Here is a 19,162-nt window from a genome sequence, read left to right as displayed (position 1 = left end):
TTTTTCGTACCTGCCCCATATTATTCCCACCTGAAATTATTCCGGCAAAACTTCCAGCCAATACCCATCAGGATCTGAAATGAAGTAAATCCCCATGGCCTCATTTTCATAGCAAATGCAGCCCATTTCCTTGTGCCTGGCATGAGCAGCTTCATAATCATCCGTCGTGAAGGCCAGATGGAACTCATTTTCACCCAGATTGTAAGGCTCAGTACGGTCTTTCAGCCAGGTAAGCTCCAGCAGGTGGTGGCTCTTGTGCTCGTCTCCCAGATAAACCAGGATAAAGCCATCTCCTTCCAGACGACGGACTTCCTTCAGCCCAAGGGCTTCCTCATAGAACTTCATGCTGCGCTCCAAATCCAGCACGTTAAGGTTATTGTGTGCAAATCTGAACATCTTCGCCAGCCTCCTGTTTTACACCTACAATTTATGAATCCAAAGCAAACTTCACAGCAGCCTTGGTGCCCGGCCTGAGGTTGAAGGACAGGTCTGAGGGTATGGAAATTTTCACTACCCGTCTGTCATCTTCGCTGCCATCAGCCTCTTTGGGTTCCGTATTCTGGGCAGCCTCCTCTTTTTCCTCCCCAGTCTCCTGTATTTCCTGCACAGTGCCGGAAAGTTCGTGGCCTTCTACCTCATAACTGGCAAACTGGCCCAGGCGGACCCTTTCCAATTGCTCCGGAGTAAGCCTGGCCTCCAGCCAGATACTGCCAGCATCACCAATTCGGACAATAGTCTGGCCTGCTTTTACCTCGCTGTCTTCTTTGATATCCGTGTAGTAAAGTGTCCCTGCCACCGGCGCCACAATCTCCGTGGCCTGTGAATCCTGCTTTGCATTATTGAGAGCCGCCTGAGCCTGCTTGAGCTGCAGTTCTGCCTGCTCAATGATCTTAGGGTCCGTAGGCTGGGTCATAGTGCGATAGCTGGGAGTCGGTGCTGCGCTCTGTGAGGCTGCTGCCTGAGCCGCAGCGTATTCAGCTGCCGCCTCATCGCGCTTCATAGCACTGATAGCTCCCATCTCAAAGAGCTCGTTCATACGCTGCATGCGGGCAGCGGCGCTGGCCAGGTTCTGCTGGGCAGCGGGATTGTAGCCGCCGCCGCTGTCATAGGTGGGTACAGTAACGGTCTGCCCCTGCTTCAGCTGCTCCAGGTTTTTCTCTGACAGCTCTACTGTCTGCTCCAGCTGCCTGATATCTTCCTCAGTGACGTTCACCGCCACTCTGGCAATGACCTGTCCGGCTTCCACATGGGCTCCATCTTCCACCAGTATTTCCGTCACCTTGCCCGCCGCCTTAGACTTTACCCCCACCAGCTGGCTTTCAACCTTGGCATCATAGACAGTCATGGCAGACCTGCCACTGTGCAGATAGTACATGACTCCGGCACATAGCAACGCCACCAGGATAAGTCCCAGAACGCCGTATTTCAACAGGTATTGAACTTTTTCTGTAATGTCTTCTTCTGATGAGTTTTTTTCAATCAATTTTTCTTCTGCCACTGATGCTTCCCCCATGGGCAAAAAGCCCTCCCCGAGGGGAGGACTTGCCTGATGTTATTCGTTGACACCCAACTGAGCTCTTACTATTTCAGCTGCTTTCACAAAGGCCTTGGGCAGGGATTCCGGATCCTTGCCGCCAGCCTGGGCCATGTCGGGACGGCCGCCGCCGCCGCCGCCGATGACCTTGGCAGCTTCCTTGATGATCTTGCCGGCATGGACGCCCTGCGCCACAGCTTCCTTGGAAGCCTTGACCACCAGGTTGACCTTGTCATCATTCACGCAGGCCAGCACCACCACGGCACGCTCCACCTTGGTGCAGGCAAGGTCAGCCACATTGCGCAGCTCGTCCATATTGGCAGCTTTGGCCACACCGGACATGAAGTTGACCTGGCCGATCTCCCTGAGGCCGGCAAAGAGCTTCTGGGCTGCAGCCTTCTCGCGCATCTCAGCCACCTTGTCAAGCTCTGCCTGCATCTGCTTCTGCTCAGCAAGCAGCTTGTCCACCTGAGCAGAAAGCTCGGTCTCGCTGGTCTTCAGCTTGGCAGCTACCTCGGTGAGGGTTGCCATCTTGCCGTTGGCATAGTCAAGGGCAGCCTTGCCGGTGATGGCCTCGATACGGCGCACGCCGGAAGCCACACCCGTCTCGCTGATGATCTTGAACATGCCGATCTGGCCCACATTCTTCACATGGGAACCGCCGCAGAGTTCCATGGAGAACTCAGGCACCTTCACCACGCGCACCACATCGCCGTACTTCTCGCCAAAGAGGGCCATGGCGCCGGCTTCCTTGGCCTCGTCAAGGCTCATGTGGGAAATCTCCACATCCTGGCCCTTGAGGATCTCGCTATTCACCAGTTCCTCCACATCGGAGAGCTGCTGGGCACTGACAGGCTCGAAGTTGGTGAAGTCGAAGCGCAGGCGGTCAGGAGTTACGGAAGAACCTGCCTGATTGACCTGGTCGCCCACTACCTTCTTCAAAGCTGCCTGCAGCAGATGGGTAGCAGTATGGTTGCGGGCAGAGGAAAGCTTCTTGGCCTGATCCACCTGGATCTTCACCGTCTCGCCCACCTTCAGCTGGCCTTCCTCTACATAGGCCTCATGGTAGACAGTGCCGTCTGGCAGCTTCTTGGCATTCTCAGCCCGGACACGGCCAAACTCGGAAATCAGCAGGCCTTCGTCGCCCACCTGTCCGCCGCCTTCAGCGTAGAAGGGAGTCTTGTCCAGGATGATGCCTGCCTCTTCGCCGTCCTGGAGCTCGTCCACCAGCACGCCGTCCTTCCAGATGGCCACCACCTTGCCTTCAGTGGCAGTTTCATCCACCAAGAGCTTGCTTGTATCCAGCTTGGAAAGGTCGGGCACAGCCACACGCTGGTTCTCGGCCCGGGCATTGCGGGCACGGGTGCGCTGCTCCTCCATGGCCTTGTCAAAGCCATCCTTATCCAGCTTCAAGCCCTGCTCATGGAGAATCTCCTCCGTAAGCTCCCAGGGGAAGCCGTAGGTATCATAAAGACGGAAACCGACCTCGCCGGCCAGCTCCTCCTTCTTATCAGCCTTGACCTTCTCGATCTCCTCAGTGAGAAGCGCCATGCCCTGCGCCAGAGTGGCTGCAAAGCGGTCCTCCTCCAGGCTGATGACCTTCTTGATGTAGTCCTGCTTGGCCACCAGTTCGCCAAAGTCGCTGGCCACACCGTAAATGTCCACCACGGCCTGCACAGCACCTTCCAGGAACTTGTCCTTGATACCCAGCATGCGGCCATGACGGATGGCGCGGCGCAGGATGCGGCGCAGCACATAGCCACGACCTTCATTGGAAGGCAGGATGCCATCCATGATCATGATAGCCATGGAGCGGGCATGGTCGGCAATGACTTTCAGGGAAACGTCCTTGGCCTCATCTTCGCCGTACTTCACGCCGGAAACCTTGGAGGCGTACTCAATGATGGGGAACAACAGGTCAGTCTCGAAGTTGGTCTTCTTGTTCTGCACCACGGAAGCCAGACGCTCCAGACCGCAGCCCGTATCGATGTTCTTATGGGCCAGGGGCTTGTACTCCCCGTCCTCGGTGCGGTCGTACTGGGTGAACACCAGGTTCCAGATTTCAAGGTAACGGTCGCAGTCGCAGCCTACAGCACAGGTAGGCTCGCCGCAGCCGCGCTCCTCGCCCAGGTCGATGTAGATCTCGGAGTCCGGGCCGCAGGGACCGGGGCCGATTTCCCAGAAGTTGTCCTCCATCTTCACGATGTGATCCTGGGGGAAGCCCGGCTGGGACTTCCAGATTTCGATGGCCTCATCGTCATCGGGGTAGACAGTCACCCAGAGCTTCTCCTTGGGCAGTTCCACCACTTCCGTCAGGAACTCCCAGGCCCAGGGAATAGCCTCACCCTTGAAGTAATCACCAAAGGAGAAGTTGCCCAGCATCTCAAAATAAGTCTGATGACGCGCCGTGCGGCCCACGTTCTCGATATCGCCGGTACGCACGCAGCGCTGGCAGGTGGTCACCCGGGTGCGGGGTGGCTTCATCTTGCCCGTGAAGAAGGGCTTCAGAGGCGCCATACCGGCACCAATCAGGAGCAGGGTGGGATCATCCTGCGGAATCAGGGAAAAACTGGGCAGGCGCAGATGGCCTTTTTTCTCAGAAAAGAACTGCAGATAAGCCTCACGCAGTTCATTGCCACTCATGTACTTCAAACAAATCTACCCCCATATAAGGATTTATGTGCTATGCAGAGCATTTAAGCCTGTTAATCGCTAGTTAATTAGTATACCATCTATCCTTAAATCTGTCCAATTCATACAAAAAAATGATGGCAAACAAAAACAGGCTATAAAAGAATCTGTACCATCCTTTACAGCCTGTCCATAGCTTCATCTTTTGCTTGTGGCCTGCCCTGAACTACGGGCAGCCATCATCAAAGTCCTGCTTCTTTTTTCAGGAGTTCTGCCTTATCAGTCTGCTCCCAAGGAAGTTCCACATCGGTGCGCCCAAAGTGGCCATACGCAGCAGTCTGACGATAGATGGGACGGCGAAGGTCCAGCATCTTGATGATGCCTGCAGGACGCAGGTCGAAGTGCTTCCCTACCAGTTCCTCAATCTTCTCCTCTGCCACCTTGTTGGTGCCGAAGGTGTCCACCATGACGGACACGGGACGAGCCACGCCGATGGCGTAAGCCAGCTGGATCTCGCACTTGTCAGCCAGCCCAGCAGCCACGATGTTCTTGGCCACATAGCGGGCAGCGTAGGCAGCACTGCGGTCCACCTTCGTGGGATCCTTGCCGGAGAAAGCTCCGCCGCCATGGCGTGCCCAGCCGCCGTAGGTGTCCACGATAATCTTGCGGCCTGTGAGGCCGGAGTCTCCCTGAGGGCCGCCGATGACGAATTTGCCAGTGGGATTCACGAAGATACGGGTATCATCCTTCAGGAGTTCTGCAGGCACCACAGGCTTGATAACCTGCTCGATAAGGTCCTTCCTGATCTGTTCCAGCGTAACCTCTTCATCGTGCTGAGTGGAAATGACAATGGTCTCCACTGCTACCGGCTTGCCATCTTCGTAGGCCACCGTCACCTGGGTCTTACCGTCCGGACGGAGGTACGGCAAAGTGCCGTTCTTGCGTACCTCGGTGAGGCGACGGGCCAGACGGTGAGCCAGTGCGATAGGCAGAGGCATGAACTCAGGGGTCTCGTTGGTGGCATAACCAAACATCATGCCCTGGTCACCGGCACCGGTTGCCTCCTCCACGGACATCTCACCCTCGCGGGCCTCCAAGGCCGTGTTCACACCCTGAGCGATATCAGGGGACTGCTCATCCAGAGAAACCAGGATGCCGCAGGTTGCATAATCAAAACCGTACTTGGCACGGGTGTAGCCGATATCCTGCACGGTATTGCGGATAATCTTGGGAATATCCACATAACAGCTGGTGGAAATCTCGCCCACCACGTGCACCTGACCCGTGGTCACCAGTGTCTCACAGGCTACGCGGCCCTGAGGGTCCTGAGCAATGATGGCATCAAGGATGGCATCGGAAATCTGGTCAGCCATTTTGTCGGGATGTCCTTCGGTAACGGACTCGGAAGTGAACAGCATGCGTTTCTTGCTCATAATTTTGCCTCCTTTGCAAATGAGCACTGAATAAATCCCCGACTTTTACGAAAGGGCAATAAGAAAAGGGCTCCCTTACATGAGAGCCCTTTTATGCGTACTCTCATCTTCTAGGTCATGCCTAAAGGAATTGGCACCGTTTTGGAAAACTCCAATGGTTGCCGCGACTTCATCGGGCCTTTCCCTCCGTCGCTCTTGATGAGGAAATATTCAGTTCAATAACTTATGGATAAAATCATAAACTATTTTCAGACAGTTGTCAAGCAGGAAAGGAAACTATCATTTCGGGAATAATTCTATCCCCTCAGACATTTCGTCCCAATATCCCCTCAAACTGTCAAGAATCAGTCCCGCCAGTTTCGCTTTGGACATCAAAGGCTGGCTTTCTTCCCTGCCGTCACGGTAGAAAATCTGCACCCTGTTGGTGTCCGTGCCAAAACCTGCATCTTTGGCAGAAACATCATTGGCCACGATGAAGTCAAGATTCTTCTTCTCAAGCTTCTTCCTGGCATAAGTCTCCAAATCGTTGGTCTCAGCAGCAAACCCCACCAAGACCTGATGTTTCTTGCGCTGTCCCAGCTCATAGAGGATATCAGGATTACGCACCAAAGTGAGGGTTAGCTCCCCATCGCTCTTCTTGATTTTCTGGGAAGAAATTTCCTTGGGACGATAGTCCGCCACAGCTGCAGATTTAATCACGGCATCAACACTGTCGTACTCTGACAGCACAGCCTGCTCCATTTCCCTGGCAGAACGCACCTTGATGGCGCGTACACCGGCAGGTACAGGAATGCTTGTTGGGCCGGATACCAATACCACCTCTGCCCCTCGTCTGACGGCTGCCTCTGCTATGGCATAGCCCATGCGCCCCGTGGAACGATTGCCCAGGAAGCGCACAGGATCCAGAGCCTCTTCCGTGCCCCCGGCAGTGACGAGAATTTTCTTTCCCTGCAAGGATTGGGTCTCAAAGAAATAGTCCAGCACCTCCTGCACGATTTCTGCAGGCTCGGGCAGACGACCCTTGCCCTCCACACCGCAGGCCAGATAGCCGGAAGCAGGCTCAATGATATGTATTCCCCTGTCCTTCAGCACAGAAATATTAGCCTTAGTGGCAGGATTCTCATACATGCCCGTATTCATGGCAGGTGCAAAAAACAAAGGGGCTTTGGTTGCCAGAATAGTTGAGGTAAGCAAGTCATCGGCAATGCCAGTCGCTGCCTTGGCCAATACATTGGCAGTGGCAGGAACAATGAGCATCAAATCCGCCAGGGTGGCCAGCGCAATGTGCTCCACCTTGTACTCCTGCACTTTTGCCCACATATCCTGAGCCACGGGATGACCGCTGATTTCCCGGAAGGTGAGTTCGGTGACAAACTCCGTGGCCTCACGGGTCATCATCACATGAACCTCAGCCCCGGCCTTCTTCAGACGGCTCACCACTTCCACTGCTTTGTAGGCAGCGATGCCTCCGGTGACTCCCACCACGATTTTCTTGCCCTGCAAAAGCTTTGTATCCATGGTCTTAGAGCACTGTCTTGTCAATGCTATAGCCGATCTTGCCCTCTACGATTTCCTCCAGAGCATTAGTCACGTTCTTGGTGGAGCGGGCCTGGGTGGCCTTGAGTTCCTCACCGTCCAGCAGCTGGCGTGCGCGCTTGGCTCCGAGCACCACCAGGCCATAGCGGCTCTTGACCCGCTTCATCAGAGCGTCCGTAGACGGATTGACCATGCTCATTACCACTTCTTTGTTTGCTTTCATAAAACTTGCACCTCGTATCAAAAAATCAAATCTCAAACAGGTCTTCATTGCGCTCTGCCTTGCTGTGCTCTGCATCAATGATGGCCTGTATGCGCTTCACCGCTGTTTTAACCGTGGTATTTACCACCACATAAGTATACTGCTTGCCCACGGAAATTTCCTCCCGGGCTGCTCCCAGGCGACGTTCCAGTGACTCCGACGTCTCAGAACCGCGTCCCTTGATTCTCCGCTCCAGCTCTGCCATGGACGGAGGAAGCAGGAAGATGAAAATCCCCTCAGGACACTTCTTCATGACATTCAAAGCTCCCTGAGTGTCTATTTCCAGCAGGATATCCTGTCCCGCCTGAAGCCTTTCCTCCAGCTTTTTCAGGGGCGTACCGTAGTAGTTGCCGTAAACATCAGCGTACTCAAGGAAGCCTCCTGCCGCAATCTCTGACTCAAACTGCTCCCTGGTGAGGAAGTAGTAGTTCTGCCCGTCTACCTCCCCCTCCCGGGGCTGTCTGGTGGTGGCAGAAATGGAATAGGCCAGCTGGGGAGTCTCAGCCAGGAGCTTCCCGCAGACCGTGCCCTTCCCCGTGCCGGAGGGGCCTGATACCACAATCAATAATCCCTGTTTCATAATATTCTTCTACCTCTGCTTAGATAATTTCACTCTTGCCCCTCATCGCTGGCATCGCCTGCCATGCGGTGGGCAATAGTTTCCGGCTGCACAGCTGACAGCACCACATGGTCGCTGTCCATGATGACCACCGAGCGTGTCCTTCTGCCATAGCTGGCATCAATCAGTCTTTCGCTGTCCCGGGCTTCCTGTATGATGCGCTTGATGGGAGCCGAATCAGGGCTGACCACAGCTATGATGCGGCCCGCTGCCACAATGTTGCCGAAGCCTATATTGATCAGTTTTATGTCCATACCCTGACCTCCTTCAACCGACGGCGCTTCATGCCTCCAGACTGCCTGCAAAGACCAGCTCTGCCGGCCCCGTCATGAATACGTGATTATTATCTGCCCATTCCACCATCAGGCAGCCACCGTCAAGCTCTATTTCCGCGGCCCGTTCAGTGCGTCCTGTCAGCACGCCTGCCACCAGAGTTGCACAGGACCCCGTACCGCAGGCCAGAGTCACCGATGCACCACGTTCCCATACTCTCATGCGCAGATGGCTCCTGTCCCGGACAGTGACAAACTCCGTATTGGTCTTGCGGGGGAAAGCCTCATGGTGTTCAAAAAGGGAGCCCAGCTCCTCAATGGGAAAGTTCTCCGCATCCTCCACGAAAATCACGCAGTGGGGATTGCCCATGGAGACACAGGTCATCTTGTAATCCTGCCCCTGTACGGTCAGTTTTTCGTTTACGACCTTGTCCCTGCCAAAGCCCTTGACGGGAATATCATCACCTGCAAGGACTGGCTCACCCATATCAACCCTTACCCCGGTGACTTTGCCGTTCTCAAGGCGCAGGCTGGGTACCAGCACACCCGCTCCAGTCTCCACCGTGAACTCCGTCTTTTCTGTCCGGCCAAAATCGTAGAGATAACGGGCAAAGCATCTGATGCCATTGCCACACATCTCTGCCTCGCTGCCGTCCGCATTGATGATGCGCATGCGGAAATCAGCTGTCTCAGAAGGCTCCACCACCAAAATGCCGTCTGCGCCGATACCGTAATGGCGGTCACAGAGCTCTTTTCCCAGGGAAGCATAGTCACGCTCCAAAGGGCTTTCCAGGCAGTCTATCAACACAAAGTCATTGCCACAGCCCTGCCATTTGGTGAAATTCAACTTCATAGGGAGATTTCCTCCTTTTCGCAAGATGTTTATTTAATTTATTGTACTTGTTTTAGCTTCTATCCGCAACCCTGCCCGGGATAAAATTGACCGTTTTGACCGTAAAATGTTATAATTGACGTTACATTAAAGATATTTTTGCCGACATACATAGAAAGAACGAGGAAGAACATGAGTCTTGACGGCTTTTCCATGCGCCCCCTGGCCAGCGAGCTTGATACCATGCTGGCAGGCGGGCGGATTGATAAAATCACCCAGCCCAACAAACAATCCATCACCCTTTCCATTCGTCAGCCAGGACAAAACCACCTGCTGCATATTTCCATCGCCCCCCAGAATCCCTCGGCCCATATTCTGGAAAAACCTTTGGAGAATCCACCTGAGCCGCCGGTGTTCTGCATGCTGCTCAGGAAGCACCTGGAAACAGGCCGCATTGTTTCCATCAGGCAGCACGGCCTCGACCGCCTGTTCCTGATAGACATCGACTTTTTGGCAGGGGGCGGCAGGATTGTCACCAAAACGCTGGTTTTGGAGCTGATGGGCAAATACAGCAATATCATTCTCATACAGGACGGCATCATCATAGATGCTCTGCGAAAAATAGGCAACAACAGCAGCCGGGTGCGCACTGTACTCCCCGGTGATGCTTATGAACTGCCCCCGGGACAGGACAAGCTTGACCCCTTTGCCCTCCCCCTTGAGGAAATCATGGCCGCTGTGAAATCCCAGCCTGCAGACAGCCGCTTGGATAAGGCCCTGCTGGCTGTCTGCATGGGCTTTGGTCCCGTGTCTGCCAAGGAGGTCTGCTTCTCGGCGGGTCTTGCCCCCAGCATCCGGCTCTCAGCACTTGAAGAAGTGGACTATCAGGCTGTGGGGCAGGGCATAGCTGAACTGCTGGAGCTTGCCAGGGCAGAAAAGCACCATGCCGCCATCCTCATGGACGAGAACAAGAAAATCCTGGCCATGGCCGCTTTCCCCCTGCACTATTTGCCGGAAGCAAAGGCCGTGAGCTTTGACACCCTCAGCGAACTATTAGAAAAAGCCGACCTGCTTTATGGCAGTTATGTGCTGCCGGATAAGGACAGATTCCAGAAGCTGGTGAAAAACGAGCTCCACAAGGCGGAGAACAAGCTGGTGAAGCTGGATGCAGAAATCGAGGAAGCTGAGAATGCCGAACTCTACAGAAGGCGCGGCGACAATCTGCAGACCTACCAGTACCAGTTCCAGGACAGGGTAGATGCAGAGATCACGGTCAATGACATCTACAGCGAAACAGGCGAAACTATCACCATTCCCTTGGACCAGCGTTTTACCTTGGTGGAAAATATGCAGGCCTGCTACAAGAAATACGACAAACTGAAGCGCGGCAAGGAAATGCTTCTGGGACAGCGGCAGGACTGTGAGATGAATATCGAATATCTTGAAAGCATCGAAGCCTCCCTGCTGGCCTCCTCCAGTCTCGCTGAAATCAGCGAGATTCACAACGAGCTGGTGTCTGGCGGCTATCTTCGTGAAAAGCTGAAGAAGAAAAACAACGACAAGCCCGCCCAGCCCTTCCGCTTCACGGCGCCCGACGGCACCATCATCCTGGTGGGCAAGAACAACTACCAGAATGACAAGCTGACCTTCAAGACAGCCAACCACAATGACCTTTGGCTCCATACCAAAGATATCCCCGGTTCCCATGTCATACTGCGCTGCGGCGGCGAGGAGCCCTCGGAGGAAAACCTGCTCCTGGCCGCAGGCCTGGCGGTGCATTTCAGCAAGGCCAGAGGCTCCTCCACCGTGCCTGTGGACTACGTGGAAGTGCGACGGGTGAAGAAGCCTTCCGGCGCCAAGCCCGGCTTTGTCATCTTCACGGAGCAAAGCACGCTCTACATCACTCCCGATGAAGAGAAGCTGGCCCCCATTCTGGCCCAGGACCCGGCAGCCCTCTAATTAAAAGTGTAGAAAGGTACAGCCAAAATGAAAATCAACCTGCCCCAATTGTATTTCAGCAAGCTTATGCGGGCCATTGTAGAATTTGACATGATCCAGGAAGGCGACAAAATCCTCATAGGAGTTTCCGGCGGCAAGGACAGCATCTTTCTGGTCTATGCCCTGGCCATCATGCGGCAGAGATTGAAAAAGAATTTCAGCCTCTCAGCCCTGACCATCAACCCTATGTTCACCTCGTACTTTGATACGGAACGCATCAGGGCTTATTGCGAAAGCCTGGAGATTCCTTACGATACAGTAGACGTGGATATTGCAGGAGCCATCAAGGCCCAGGCCGACAAGCAGCCCTGCTTCACCTGCGCCTTCTTCCGCCGTGGGGCCATGAACCGCTATGCCGTGGAACACGGGCTGAACAAGATTGCCTACGCCCATCACCATGATGACGCGGTGGAAACCTTCCTCATGAGTCTGCTCTACTCAGGCCAGCTCCACACTTTCACCCCCTGCACATACCTGGACCGCACAGAGCTCACCGTCATACGTCCACTGGTGTACTTCAGGGAAGAAGAAATAAAGGAAGCCATACAGTATCATGGCTTCACCCCCGTCCCCTCCCCCTGCCCCCACGATGGCCACACCATCCGGCAGGAGGTAAAGGAGCTCATACAGCGATTGGAGCCGGATATCCCCGATCTCTACGACCATCTTGCCTCCGGCATGCGCAAGGGGGCTTTGGGCGAGCTTTGGCCCGCCAGCAAGACCAGAGATGAGATGCGAGACATTTACTTCAGCTACATGGGCAAATGACAAGCAAAAATAATCGGACAGGAAGCTCGCTCCTGTCCGATTATTTTACTATGAACTTAGATTTCGTGTAAGGGCGTAGCGACACGAAGTTAGTCCCTTTAGGGATGCGAAACACCGTTTCGCACGAAGTTTTATGCCTGTATTTATTTTTCTATCAGCTTCTCCAGTTCCCGCCGCACTTCTTCAATATCCACATGGGTATTATAGCAGGGCCCGTTGGGACGGATATTAAGCACCCCTACTGCCGGCAGGGGATAGACATCCTGTATGCCGCTCATGAGGTCGCGCTCGCAGGCAATGGCCAGCACCGCCTTGGGACGTTTTTCCTTCACCACCTGACGGGCCAGGGTCCCTCCCGTAGCCACAAAGAAATGGAACCCCATTTCCTCGGAAAGAGTCACCAGAGAGCCAATATCGCAGCCGCCGCAGCGTTTGCAATTATGGGGGTCGCGGGTTATCTTGTGAGGGCAGGTAGCAAGCTGCAGGCAATGCGGGGTTATCACCAGCAAACGCTCTGCAGGGACCTTGATATTCATGCGGTCAAACATGAGGTTGCTGACGGTGATGAAGGACCCCTCCAGCTGCCTCTTGCTGATGCCGAACAAGCTGCCAATCCGCACAGCCAGGGGAAAGAGCAGGTTGATCAGGCTATAAGTCTGCCTTTTGAAAAGAGGCAGATAAGGAAGCCCCAGCACCGCAAAGACAATGGTAGCTACCCCCCAGAGCCCCAGCAGCATGACCAGGGCAAAAAGACCTCCCACCAAAGCAGGCAAAGGTTCCCAAATCTGGGACAGCCCCGGCGAGGCTATGTACCAGCAAAGAGCCAGCAAACCTGTGCAAAAGAGTATGGCCAATAGCAGAAAGCCTACAAAAAGTCGCTTCTTGGCCCTGGTCTGCAGGAAGGGGGCTGTTTTGTTTTCTTCAAGGATCTGATTTGCCATAATTCCTCCGAAGAATCTTTCTGACCTCAGGCGAAGCAGCTTCCTGCTGCCAGGCTGTTGCCGCGCAGGTAATCCTGCGCCTGCATTTTCTTCTTGCCGGGAGCCTGCAGCTCGGTGATGGCCAGCACCTGCCCGTCACCTGCAGCAACCTTCAGTCCCTGGCTACTGTCTGCTGCGAGAATTGCGCCTGCAGCTGTGCCAGCGGGAGCATCCTCCCCTGTCAGTACAGTGCGCCAGATCTTGAACTTCTGCCCCTCATGGCCGGTATAGGCCCCGGGCCAGGAGTTCAGTCCCCGCACCAGATTGTGGATTGACTGGGCGCTTTTCTGCCAGTCGATATGCCCCGTTTCCTTGGTCAGCATGGGAGCATAATTGGACTCACCCTCCTGGGGCACCCGCTTCAGCGTGCCGGCACGCAGTTCCCCGATGGTCTTCATGAGGACCTGTGCCCCCATCTCCATCAGTCTGTCATGAACTTCTTCCAACGTCATGTCCGGACCTATGGGAAGCTCTTCCTTCAGCAGCATGTCCCCGGTATCAAGACCGGCATCCATCATCATGGTGGTGATGCCAGTCTTCTCCTCGCCGTTGATGACACACCACTGCATGGGAGCGGCGCCACGATAGCGGGGCAGCAGGGAGCCGTGGACATTGATGCAGCCATGCGGGGGAATATCCAGTATTTCCTGGGAAAGAATCTGGCCAAAGGCCACCACCACCACCAGGTCGGGGCTCAAGCCTTTAAGCTCTGCGGTCGCTTCTGCTGTCTTGATCTTGACAGGCTGATAGACAGGCAGGCCATGTTCCTCTGCCCAGGCCTTGACTGGTGAAGGCAGGAGCTTCTGCCCCCTGCCTCTGGGCTTGTCCGGCTGAGTGTAAACACCGATGACCTCGCAGTGCTCATCTGCCTGGAGAGCTGCAAGGCAGGGCACGGCAAATTCCGGCGTGCCCATAAAAACTACCCGGAGTTTCTCCATTGTCATTCCCCTTTGCGAATACTGGTGGCAATATCGATAAAGAGCTGTCCTTCCAGATGGTCCAGCTCATGCTGGATGCAGCGCGCCAAAAGTCCCGTAGCAGTGATATGCTGCTTCTTGCCCCGGCGGTTCAAAAACTCCACCTTCACCTTGGCATAGCGCTCCACTTCGCCGTAGATGCCAGGCACGGAAAGGCAGCCCTCCGAACCGGTCATGGAGCCTTCCTGGTAGGTGATGACAGGATTGATCAGCTCAATGAGGCCGTGGTCATCCTGGCAGTCAATGACTACCATTCTGAGAGGCAGCCCTATCTGAGGCGCTGCCAGCCCCACCCCGTCATTCTGGTACATGGCATCTGCCATGGCATCAAGGATCTGCTTCAGATTCTTGTCAATCTTCTCCACGGGTTCGCAGTGCTGCTTCAGTACCGGATCTCCGGCTTTTCTTATTTCCAATGTTGCCATACATTACTCCTTGTCAATCTTTCTTTAGGGAAACACTGATTAAATGAAGTCGTTCAGATTGGCGTAGATTGTTTGTTCTTCCCAAGGCGACAAACCGGAGGCATAGCGGTGCTATGTCGAGGATTTGTCAACGCAGGGACGACAAACAAGATGCGTCAAGATGGGCGGCTGAATTAATCAGTGTTTCCTTAGCTTGCCAGCCTCCGTCATGATGGCCAGCACAGTTTCTGCTGCCTTCTGCAGGGACAGCAGGGGCAGGTATTCAAACCTGCCGTGGAAGTTGGTGCCGCCAGTGAAGAGGTTCGGGCAGGGCAGGCCCATAAAGGAAAGCCTTGCGCCATCCGTGCCGCCGCGTATGGGCTTCACCACCGGCTTCACCCCTGCGCTCTCCATAGCTTTTTCCGCCAATTCCACCACATACATGGCTTCTTCCATCTTCTCACGCATGTTGAGGTACATATCCTTGCAGTCCACCGTCACCGTGCCCTCGCCATATTTCTTATTCAGCAGGGCGGCCAGTTCCTCAAGATATGATTTGCGACGGGCAAACTTCGCCTTGTCATGGTCGCGGATCAGCATCATCATGGTGACCTTCTCCACATCGCCACTGACCTTGTGGACATGATAGAATCCCTCATAGCCCTCGGTATATTCGGGACGTTCTCCGGCAGGCAGCATCTGCTGCCATTCGCAGGCCACGGTATTGGCATTGATCATCTTCCCCTTGGCATCTCCCGTGTGGACGCTGCGGCCCTTGAAGGTGATAGCAGCGTTGGCGGCATTGAAATTCTCATACTCCAGGCTGCCCAGCTCATCACCATCAACAGTGTAAGCAAAGTCTGCCCCAAAGGCCTTGACGTCAAAACGGTCAGCACTGCGGCCCGTCTCCTCATCGGGGGTAAAGCCCAGGCGAATCTTGCCGTGCTTGATTTCCGGGTGCTGCAGCAGGTACTCAACGGCACTGACAATGGCCGTCACTCCCGCCTTGTCATCAGCCCCCAACAGGGTGGTGCCATCAGTAGTCATGATGGGCTGTCCCTTGTATTTCAGCAAGCTGGGGAAATCCTTGGGTGAAAGCCTGATATCCTGTTCTTTATTGAGGACAATATCTCCCCCATCGTAATTTTCCACCACCTGGGGCTTGATATCTGCCCCGGAGGCATCAGGGCTGGTATCCATATGAGCGATAAAGCCCACCACGGGAGCGCCCTCACAGCCACTGGCCGGCAGAGTAGCCATGATATAGCCATGGTTGTCAAGGGTGACCTCCTCAAGACCTAGAGCCTTGAGCTCCTCAGCCAGATGCTTGGCCAGTACCATCTGTCCCGGCGTGCTGGGGCAGACCTGGTCATTTTCCTCGCTTGACTGGCTGTCGAAGCTAACATAATCCTTGAACCGTTTGACTAATACATCCATACTAATTTCCATGGTGAACACCTCAATATTTTTATCAAATGACAATATATTATTGTAACACTATCGACGTACTTTTGCTAGGGGCAGAAAACAGCCGGACACAAAAAACCCCGGCCCTGAGGCCGAGGTTGAAAAAACATTGTTTTCTCAGCGGAACAGCTGGCTCACGCTGCGGTGGCTCTGGATGCGCATGATGACATCACCGATGGAAGCAGCCATGGAGAGGGTGACAATCTTGTCAGACTGCTTCTCCGGCGGCAGAGGAATGGTATCAGTGATGACCAGCTTCTCAATGGGAGACTCGTTGATGCGCTGCACAGCAGGGTCGCTGAGGATAGCGTGGGAGCAGGAAGCAAAGATGCGCTTGGCACCGCGCTTCTCAAGGGCCTTGGCACCCTCGCAGAGGGAACCTGCAGTATCCACGATGTCGTCAATGATGACTGCCGTCTTGCCAGCCACATCGCCGATGAGGTTCATGACCTCAGCGCAGCCCGGCTTCGGACGGCGCTTCTCGATGATGGCAATGGGAGCCTGAAGATGGTCAGCCAGGATGCGGGCACGGGTTACACCACCCAGATCAGGGGAAACCACCACTACATCATCCAGCTTCTGGGAACGGAAATAGTTGGCGATGACGGGAGCAGCAGCCAGATGATCCACGGGGATATCAAAGAAGCCCTGAATCTGACCTGCATGGAGATCAACGGTCACGACACGGGTCACGCCGGCAGTGGTCATGAGGTTGGCCACCAGCTTGGCAGAGATGGGCTCACGGCCACGGGTCTTGCGATCCTGGCGAGCGTAAGCGTAGTAAGGCACCACAGCCGTCACGCTATGAGCAGAGGCGCGCTTGCAGGCATCTGCCATGATGAGAAGTTCCATGAGGTTGTCATTGACGGGATAGGACGTAGGCTGGATGATGAAGATATCCTTGCCACGGATGCTCTCGCTGATCATTACCTGGGTCTCACCATTGTTGAAATGACCGACATATGCATCGCAAAGATTCACGCCAATATGGTCAGCAATCTTCTTGGCCAGGTCCGGGTTTGCGTTGCCGGTCAGGATGCATAAGTTTCCAGTGTCTAAAGCCATTTTTTAAAAATCCTCCAAATCATCATATAAAGTTATCTGCCTCGGTCTCAGCGACCATTTATTCTAGTATATGACTATTTGCGTGGCCTGTAAAGGAAAAATCGCAATATATATCCCCCTTGTCTTTTTTCCAAAATGAAGGAATTTTTGCCTTGATGCAGAAGTTATAGAATATATATTTTATTCAGACTCATGTTAAAACATACACGGCAAAATAGAATGCATCAAAATAAAAGGAGGGCCTGTGCACCATGGGCAAGAGAGATATTTCCAAGGGGCAGATACTGCATCACAAGGGTGACACTGTTGAAAGCGTAGCCATCATACTCAGGGGCAGCTTTACCATCCGCCATAGCGATGAACTTGCCCTTACTGTGGGCAACGGCACCATTTTGGGCGCTTTCCATGAAAGCGGCAGTGTCTATGACTATGATTATGTGGCAGCAGAGGACAGCACCCTCTTTGAGTATGAATACAATGGAGAGGAAGATTTGGCCGCCGCCATCAAAGCCACCCCCACTATCGCTCCCGTCATGGTTTCAGGCAGCATCAAAAAGCTGAACAAGCTGCTGGATACCTTGGAAGCCCTCTATGAAAAAGGCCGGAACCTGTGTCTCGACATGAAGGCCAACTACACAGACTACCGGGATGTTTGCTCCAAGCTCATGCTGATGCCCAACCAATATGAGGCTGTCACCTCCCTGGAACCTCCCGAAAGACCGGAAATCCTCACAAGCTGGCAGGCTTCCCTTTGCCGTACCTGCCTGGAAAAAGACGAGCTTTTGCGCAAGGAATGTTACCCCGCTGACATAAATTTCTGCATCGGCACTATCATGCTGGCCTCAAGCCTTGCCCAGGCCATACAACCTCAGATAGACCAGATGGACGATTTCATTCACCAGGCCACAGAAGCTACCCATGATTTTCTCACGGAATATCACACCCAGAAAGCCAAAGTGGACGAAGCCAAGCGGCGGGAAGCTATGGAAGCAGGCAGCGGCAACCTGCCCCAGATAAAGAATGCCCTGAATACTATTTTGGCTTATGCCGGCATCGACAGGGAAACCGGCGACGCCTTCACCAGGGACATCAAGAAATTCATGAAATGTCCGGACAAGACGGAGAAGTCAGACGAGATGCGGCGCCTGAGAATGGGCATCACCCAGGCCTTCTACAAGATTTACGAAGCCGCCTTTTTCAAGAGCCTGGAAACCAGCGACCTGCCTGCCGAAGTGAAGATGTTCTTCCTCTTTGGCTTTGTGGACGAAGAACTGGCCGGGGCAGACAACACCGCCCTGCTGTATAAATATGCCCTGCTTTGGGAAGATGACCCCAACGGCCGCGTGCTGCCTGCCTATGACTGGCTCAAAAAGATTTACTGTGGCGAGGTTCCTCCCTCCAAGGACGAGTTCGAAAATGACTGGCCCGACCATCTGAAGGAAGAAGTGCGTCAGGGTGCCATGAAGCAGGCACAGGCAGATGAACTGCTGAACGACCGCAAGGCTATGGCCAGCTTCGAACTGAACAACATGATGACCAGTGCCAATAAGATGACCTACGGCAGCATTTTCTCCTTTATCCCTGCCTTCTATGCCGAAGCCGTAACCCGTCCGCTGGAAAACTGCCTGGCCTCCACTGAAAGGGTCACCAAGGCCCTTGACCGGGTGCGCTCCATTGACTACAGCTGCTTCTACCGCCCCACCTTCGCTACCTACCCGGAACTGAAAATCAACCGCTTCGAATACGACTTGGAAGTCCTGCCTTACATTGTCCTCATGCCCAACTTCGGCAGCAGGGGCGTCATGTGGCAGGAAATAGAGGGCAGAAAGAGAACTACCCCTTCCCATCTGGTTGTTTCCATCCTTCATTCTGAAGATTTGGATGACACCATGGTGAAGATGTGCGCCCAGTTCCGTTGGGAAATGTGCAAGCGCATCCAAGGTGTCCACTACAGCGACATCTCCGAACCATCCCTGACAGCAGAGTACTGCAACTATCTGCAGTTCTACAAAAAGAACTCCAGCCTTTCTGCTGACATGAAGGAAAAAGTAAAAGCCGCCCTCAAACGCAACGGCAACAACTATCGCAATGTCTTCTCCGCCGAGTACGAACTCTATATCAAAAACGAGTCCGAAGGCCTGCCCAGGCTCAACAAGGTGGCCAGAGAAATCCTCTTCAAGTACTGCACGCTCTCCAAACAGTACAGGGACAACCTGAACATCAATCCCCAGTACAAGCCCCTTATTGAGCGTTGGACTGTCCTGCACGGGGAGAGGAAACGCACCCTGGATCTCTTCACCAGAAAGATACTCACTATGACTGACAAGCTGCCAGAGGAAGTGTGTATGCAAACCGAGTTCCTGAAACTTTGATGTCTCTGACTT

The 19,162-nt window shown here is 54.1% G+C and carries 17 protein-coding genes and 1 riboswitch; of the genes, 3 read left to right on the top strand and 14 right to left on the bottom strand.

Annotated elements, in window-relative coordinates; all coding sequences use genetic code 11:
• Positions 1 to 36: 36 nt before the first annotated feature.
• The 9 genes from P159_RS0110665 to dapF all read right to left on the bottom strand — a co-directional run bounded on the left by P159_RS0110665 (position 37) and on the right by dapF (position 9,134).
• On the bottom strand, positions 37 to 396 hold the full coding sequence (locus tag P159_RS0110665) for a VOC family protein (RefSeq protein WP_029543920.1): 360 nt from the start codon (positions 394 to 396) through the stop codon (positions 37 to 39).
• A 31-nt stretch (positions 397 to 427) separates the two neighbouring features.
• Positions 428 to 1,513: an HlyD family efflux transporter periplasmic adaptor subunit gene (locus tag P159_RS0110660; RefSeq protein WP_051650307.1), complete on the bottom strand. Its 1,086-nt coding sequence runs from the start codon at positions 1,511 to 1,513 to the stop codon at positions 428 to 430.
• Positions 1,514 to 1,552: 39 nt separating this feature from the next.
• A complete protein-coding gene (gene alaS, locus P159_RS0110655; RefSeq protein WP_175463327.1) occupies positions 1,553 to 4,177 on the bottom strand; it encodes an alanine--tRNA ligase in 2,625 nt (874 codons plus the stop codon).
• A 230-nt stretch (positions 4,178 to 4,407) separates the two neighbouring features.
• Complete coding sequence (gene metK / locus P159_RS0110650; protein ID WP_029543915.1) at positions 4,408 to 5,598, bottom strand: methionine adenosyltransferase; 1,191 nt, start codon at positions 5,596 to 5,598, stop codon at positions 4,408 to 4,410.
• 100 nt (positions 5,599 to 5,698) lie between these two features.
• A riboswitch (SAM riboswitch) is annotated at positions 5,699 to 5,803 on the bottom strand.
• A 74-nt stretch (positions 5,804 to 5,877) separates the two neighbouring features.
• Entirely contained in the window at positions 5,878 to 7,116 is a 1,239-nt protein-coding gene (coaBC, locus tag P159_RS0110645; RefSeq protein ID WP_051650476.1) for a bifunctional phosphopantothenoylcysteine decarboxylase/phosphopantothenate--cysteine ligase CoaBC, read from the bottom strand.
• 4 nt (positions 7,117 to 7,120) lie between these two features.
• Positions 7,121 to 7,357, bottom strand: coding sequence for a DNA-directed RNA polymerase subunit omega (rpoZ, locus tag P159_RS0110640; RefSeq protein ID WP_029543912.1), 237 nt, complete (start codon positions 7,355 to 7,357; stop codon positions 7,121 to 7,123).
• Between the two features lie 25 nt (positions 7,358 to 7,382).
• Entirely contained in the window at positions 7,383 to 7,976 is a 594-nt protein-coding gene (gmk, locus tag P159_RS0110635) for a guanylate kinase (protein ID WP_029543910.1), read from the bottom strand.
• A 29-nt stretch (positions 7,977 to 8,005) separates the two neighbouring features.
• Positions 8,006 to 8,269 (bottom strand): DUF370 domain-containing protein, encoded by a 264-nt coding sequence (locus P159_RS0110630; protein WP_029543909.1) that lies wholly within the window; start codon positions 8,267 to 8,269, stop codon positions 8,006 to 8,008.
• A 28-nt stretch (positions 8,270 to 8,297) separates the two neighbouring features.
• Positions 8,298 to 9,134, bottom strand: a complete 837-nt coding sequence (dapF, locus tag P159_RS0110625; RefSeq protein ID WP_029543907.1) for a diaminopimelate epimerase — start codon at positions 9,132 to 9,134, stop codon at positions 8,298 to 8,300.
• Between the two features lie 177 nt (positions 9,135 to 9,311).
• On the opposite strand from dapF, the gene P159_RS0110620 reads away from it, so the two are divergent.
• Positions 9,312 to 11,078, top strand: a complete 1,767-nt coding sequence (locus P159_RS0110620) for an NFACT family protein (RefSeq protein ID WP_029543906.1) — start codon at positions 9,312 to 9,314, stop codon at positions 11,076 to 11,078.
• Positions 11,079 to 11,105: 27 nt separating this feature from the next.
• Positions 11,106 to 11,885 (top strand): tRNA 2-thiocytidine biosynthesis TtcA family protein, encoded by a 780-nt coding sequence (locus tag P159_RS0110615; protein ID WP_029543904.1) that lies wholly within the window; start codon positions 11,106 to 11,108, stop codon positions 11,883 to 11,885.
• 143 nt (positions 11,886 to 12,028) lie between these two features.
• On the opposite strand, the gene P159_RS0110610 is transcribed toward P159_RS0110615, so the two are convergent.
• The 5 genes from P159_RS0110610 to P159_RS0110590 all read right to left on the bottom strand — a co-directional run bounded on the left by P159_RS0110610 (position 12,029) and on the right by P159_RS0110590 (position 16,778).
• Entirely contained in the window at positions 12,029 to 12,826 is a 798-nt protein-coding gene (locus tag P159_RS0110610) for a DUF116 domain-containing protein (protein WP_029543902.1), read from the bottom strand.
• Between the two features lie 26 nt (positions 12,827 to 12,852).
• Positions 12,853 to 13,803: a methionyl-tRNA formyltransferase gene (gene fmt / locus P159_RS0110605; RefSeq protein ID WP_029543900.1), complete on the bottom strand. Its 951-nt coding sequence runs from the start codon at positions 13,801 to 13,803 to the stop codon at positions 12,853 to 12,855.
• A 2-nt stretch (positions 13,804 to 13,805) separates the two neighbouring features.
• Positions 13,806 to 14,267 carry a peptide deformylase gene (gene def / locus P159_RS0110600; protein WP_029543896.1) on the bottom strand — a complete coding sequence of 154 codons (462 nt, stop codon included), beginning with the start codon at positions 14,265 to 14,267 and terminating at the stop codon, positions 13,806 to 13,808.
• Between the two features lie 177 nt (positions 14,268 to 14,444).
• Positions 14,445 to 15,695 (bottom strand): peptidase T, encoded by a 1,251-nt coding sequence (gene pepT / locus P159_RS0110595; protein ID WP_029543895.1) that lies wholly within the window; start codon positions 15,693 to 15,695, stop codon positions 14,445 to 14,447.
• Between the two features lie 135 nt (positions 15,696 to 15,830).
• Positions 15,831 to 16,778, bottom strand: a complete 948-nt coding sequence (locus P159_RS0110590) for a ribose-phosphate pyrophosphokinase (protein WP_029543894.1) — start codon at positions 16,776 to 16,778, stop codon at positions 15,831 to 15,833.
• A gap of 251 nt (positions 16,779 to 17,029) precedes the next feature.
• Between P159_RS0110590 and P159_RS0110585 the strand changes: the two genes are divergently transcribed.
• Positions 17,030 to 19,150, top strand: coding sequence for a Crp/Fnr family transcriptional regulator (locus P159_RS0110585; RefSeq protein ID WP_029543892.1), 2,121 nt, complete (start codon positions 17,030 to 17,032; stop codon positions 19,148 to 19,150).
• Positions 19,151 to 19,162 lie beyond the last annotated feature (12 nt).

This window comes from Selenomonas sp. AB3002, assembly GCF_000702545.1.
Taxonomy (GTDB): domain Bacteria; phylum Bacillota; class Negativicutes; order Selenomonadales; family Selenomonadaceae; genus Selenomonas_B; species Selenomonas_B ruminantium_A.
This window is presented reverse-complemented; position numbering and strand designations above follow the sequence as displayed.

Excerpts from the sequence above, each read along its gene's own strand:
- alaS (WP_175463327.1), bottom strand. The coding sequence starts at position 4,177 with ATGAGTGGCAATGAACTGCGTGAGGCTTATCTGCAGTTCTTTTCTGAG.
- P159_RS0110630 (WP_029543909.1), bottom strand. The coding sequence starts at position 8,269 with ATGGACATAAAACTGATCAATATAGGCTTCGGCAACATTGTGGCAGCG.
- rpoZ (WP_029543912.1), bottom strand. The coding sequence starts at position 7,357 with ATGAAAGCAAACAAAGAAGTGGTAATGAGCATGGTCAATCCGTCTACG.
- gmk (WP_029543910.1), bottom strand. The coding sequence starts at position 7,976 with ATGAAACAGGGATTATTGATTGTGGTATCAGGCCCCTCCGGCACGGGG.
- P159_RS0110615 (WP_029543904.1), top strand. The coding sequence starts at position 11,106 with ATGAAAATCAACCTGCCCCAATTGTATTTCAGCAAGCTTATGCGGGCC.
- P159_RS0110620 (WP_029543906.1), top strand. The coding sequence starts at position 9,312 with ATGAGTCTTGACGGCTTTTCCATGCGCCCCCTGGCCAGCGAGCTTGAT.
- def (WP_029543896.1), bottom strand. The coding sequence starts at position 14,267 with ATGGCAACATTGGAAATAAGAAAAGCCGGAGATCCGGTACTGAAGCAG.
- P159_RS0110585 (WP_029543892.1), top strand. The coding sequence starts at position 17,030 with ATGGGCAAGAGAGATATTTCCAAGGGGCAGATACTGCATCACAAGGGT.
- P159_RS0110590 (WP_029543894.1), bottom strand. The coding sequence starts at position 16,778 with ATGGCTTTAGACACTGGAAACTTATGCATCCTGACCGGCAACGCAAAC.
- coaBC (WP_051650476.1), bottom strand. The coding sequence starts at position 7,116 with ATGGATACAAAGCTTTTGCAGGGCAAGAAAATCGTGGTGGGAGTCACC.
- P159_RS0110665 (WP_029543920.1), bottom strand. The coding sequence starts at position 396 with ATGTTCAGATTTGCACACAATAACCTTAACGTGCTGGATTTGGAGCGC.
- metK (WP_029543915.1), bottom strand. The coding sequence starts at position 5,598 with ATGAGCAAGAAACGCATGCTGTTCACTTCCGAGTCCGTTACCGAAGGA.
- pepT (WP_029543895.1), bottom strand. The coding sequence starts at position 15,695 with ATGGAAATTAGTATGGATGTATTAGTCAAACGGTTCAAGGATTATGTT.
- P159_RS0110660 (WP_051650307.1), bottom strand. The coding sequence starts at position 1,513 with ATGGGGGAAGCATCAGTGGCAGAAGAAAAATTGATTGAAAAAAACTCA.
- P159_RS0110610 (WP_029543902.1), bottom strand. The coding sequence starts at position 12,826 with ATGGCAAATCAGATCCTTGAAGAAAACAAAACAGCCCCCTTCCTGCAG.
- fmt (WP_029543900.1), bottom strand. The coding sequence starts at position 13,803 with ATGGAGAAACTCCGGGTAGTTTTTATGGGCACGCCGGAATTTGCCGTG.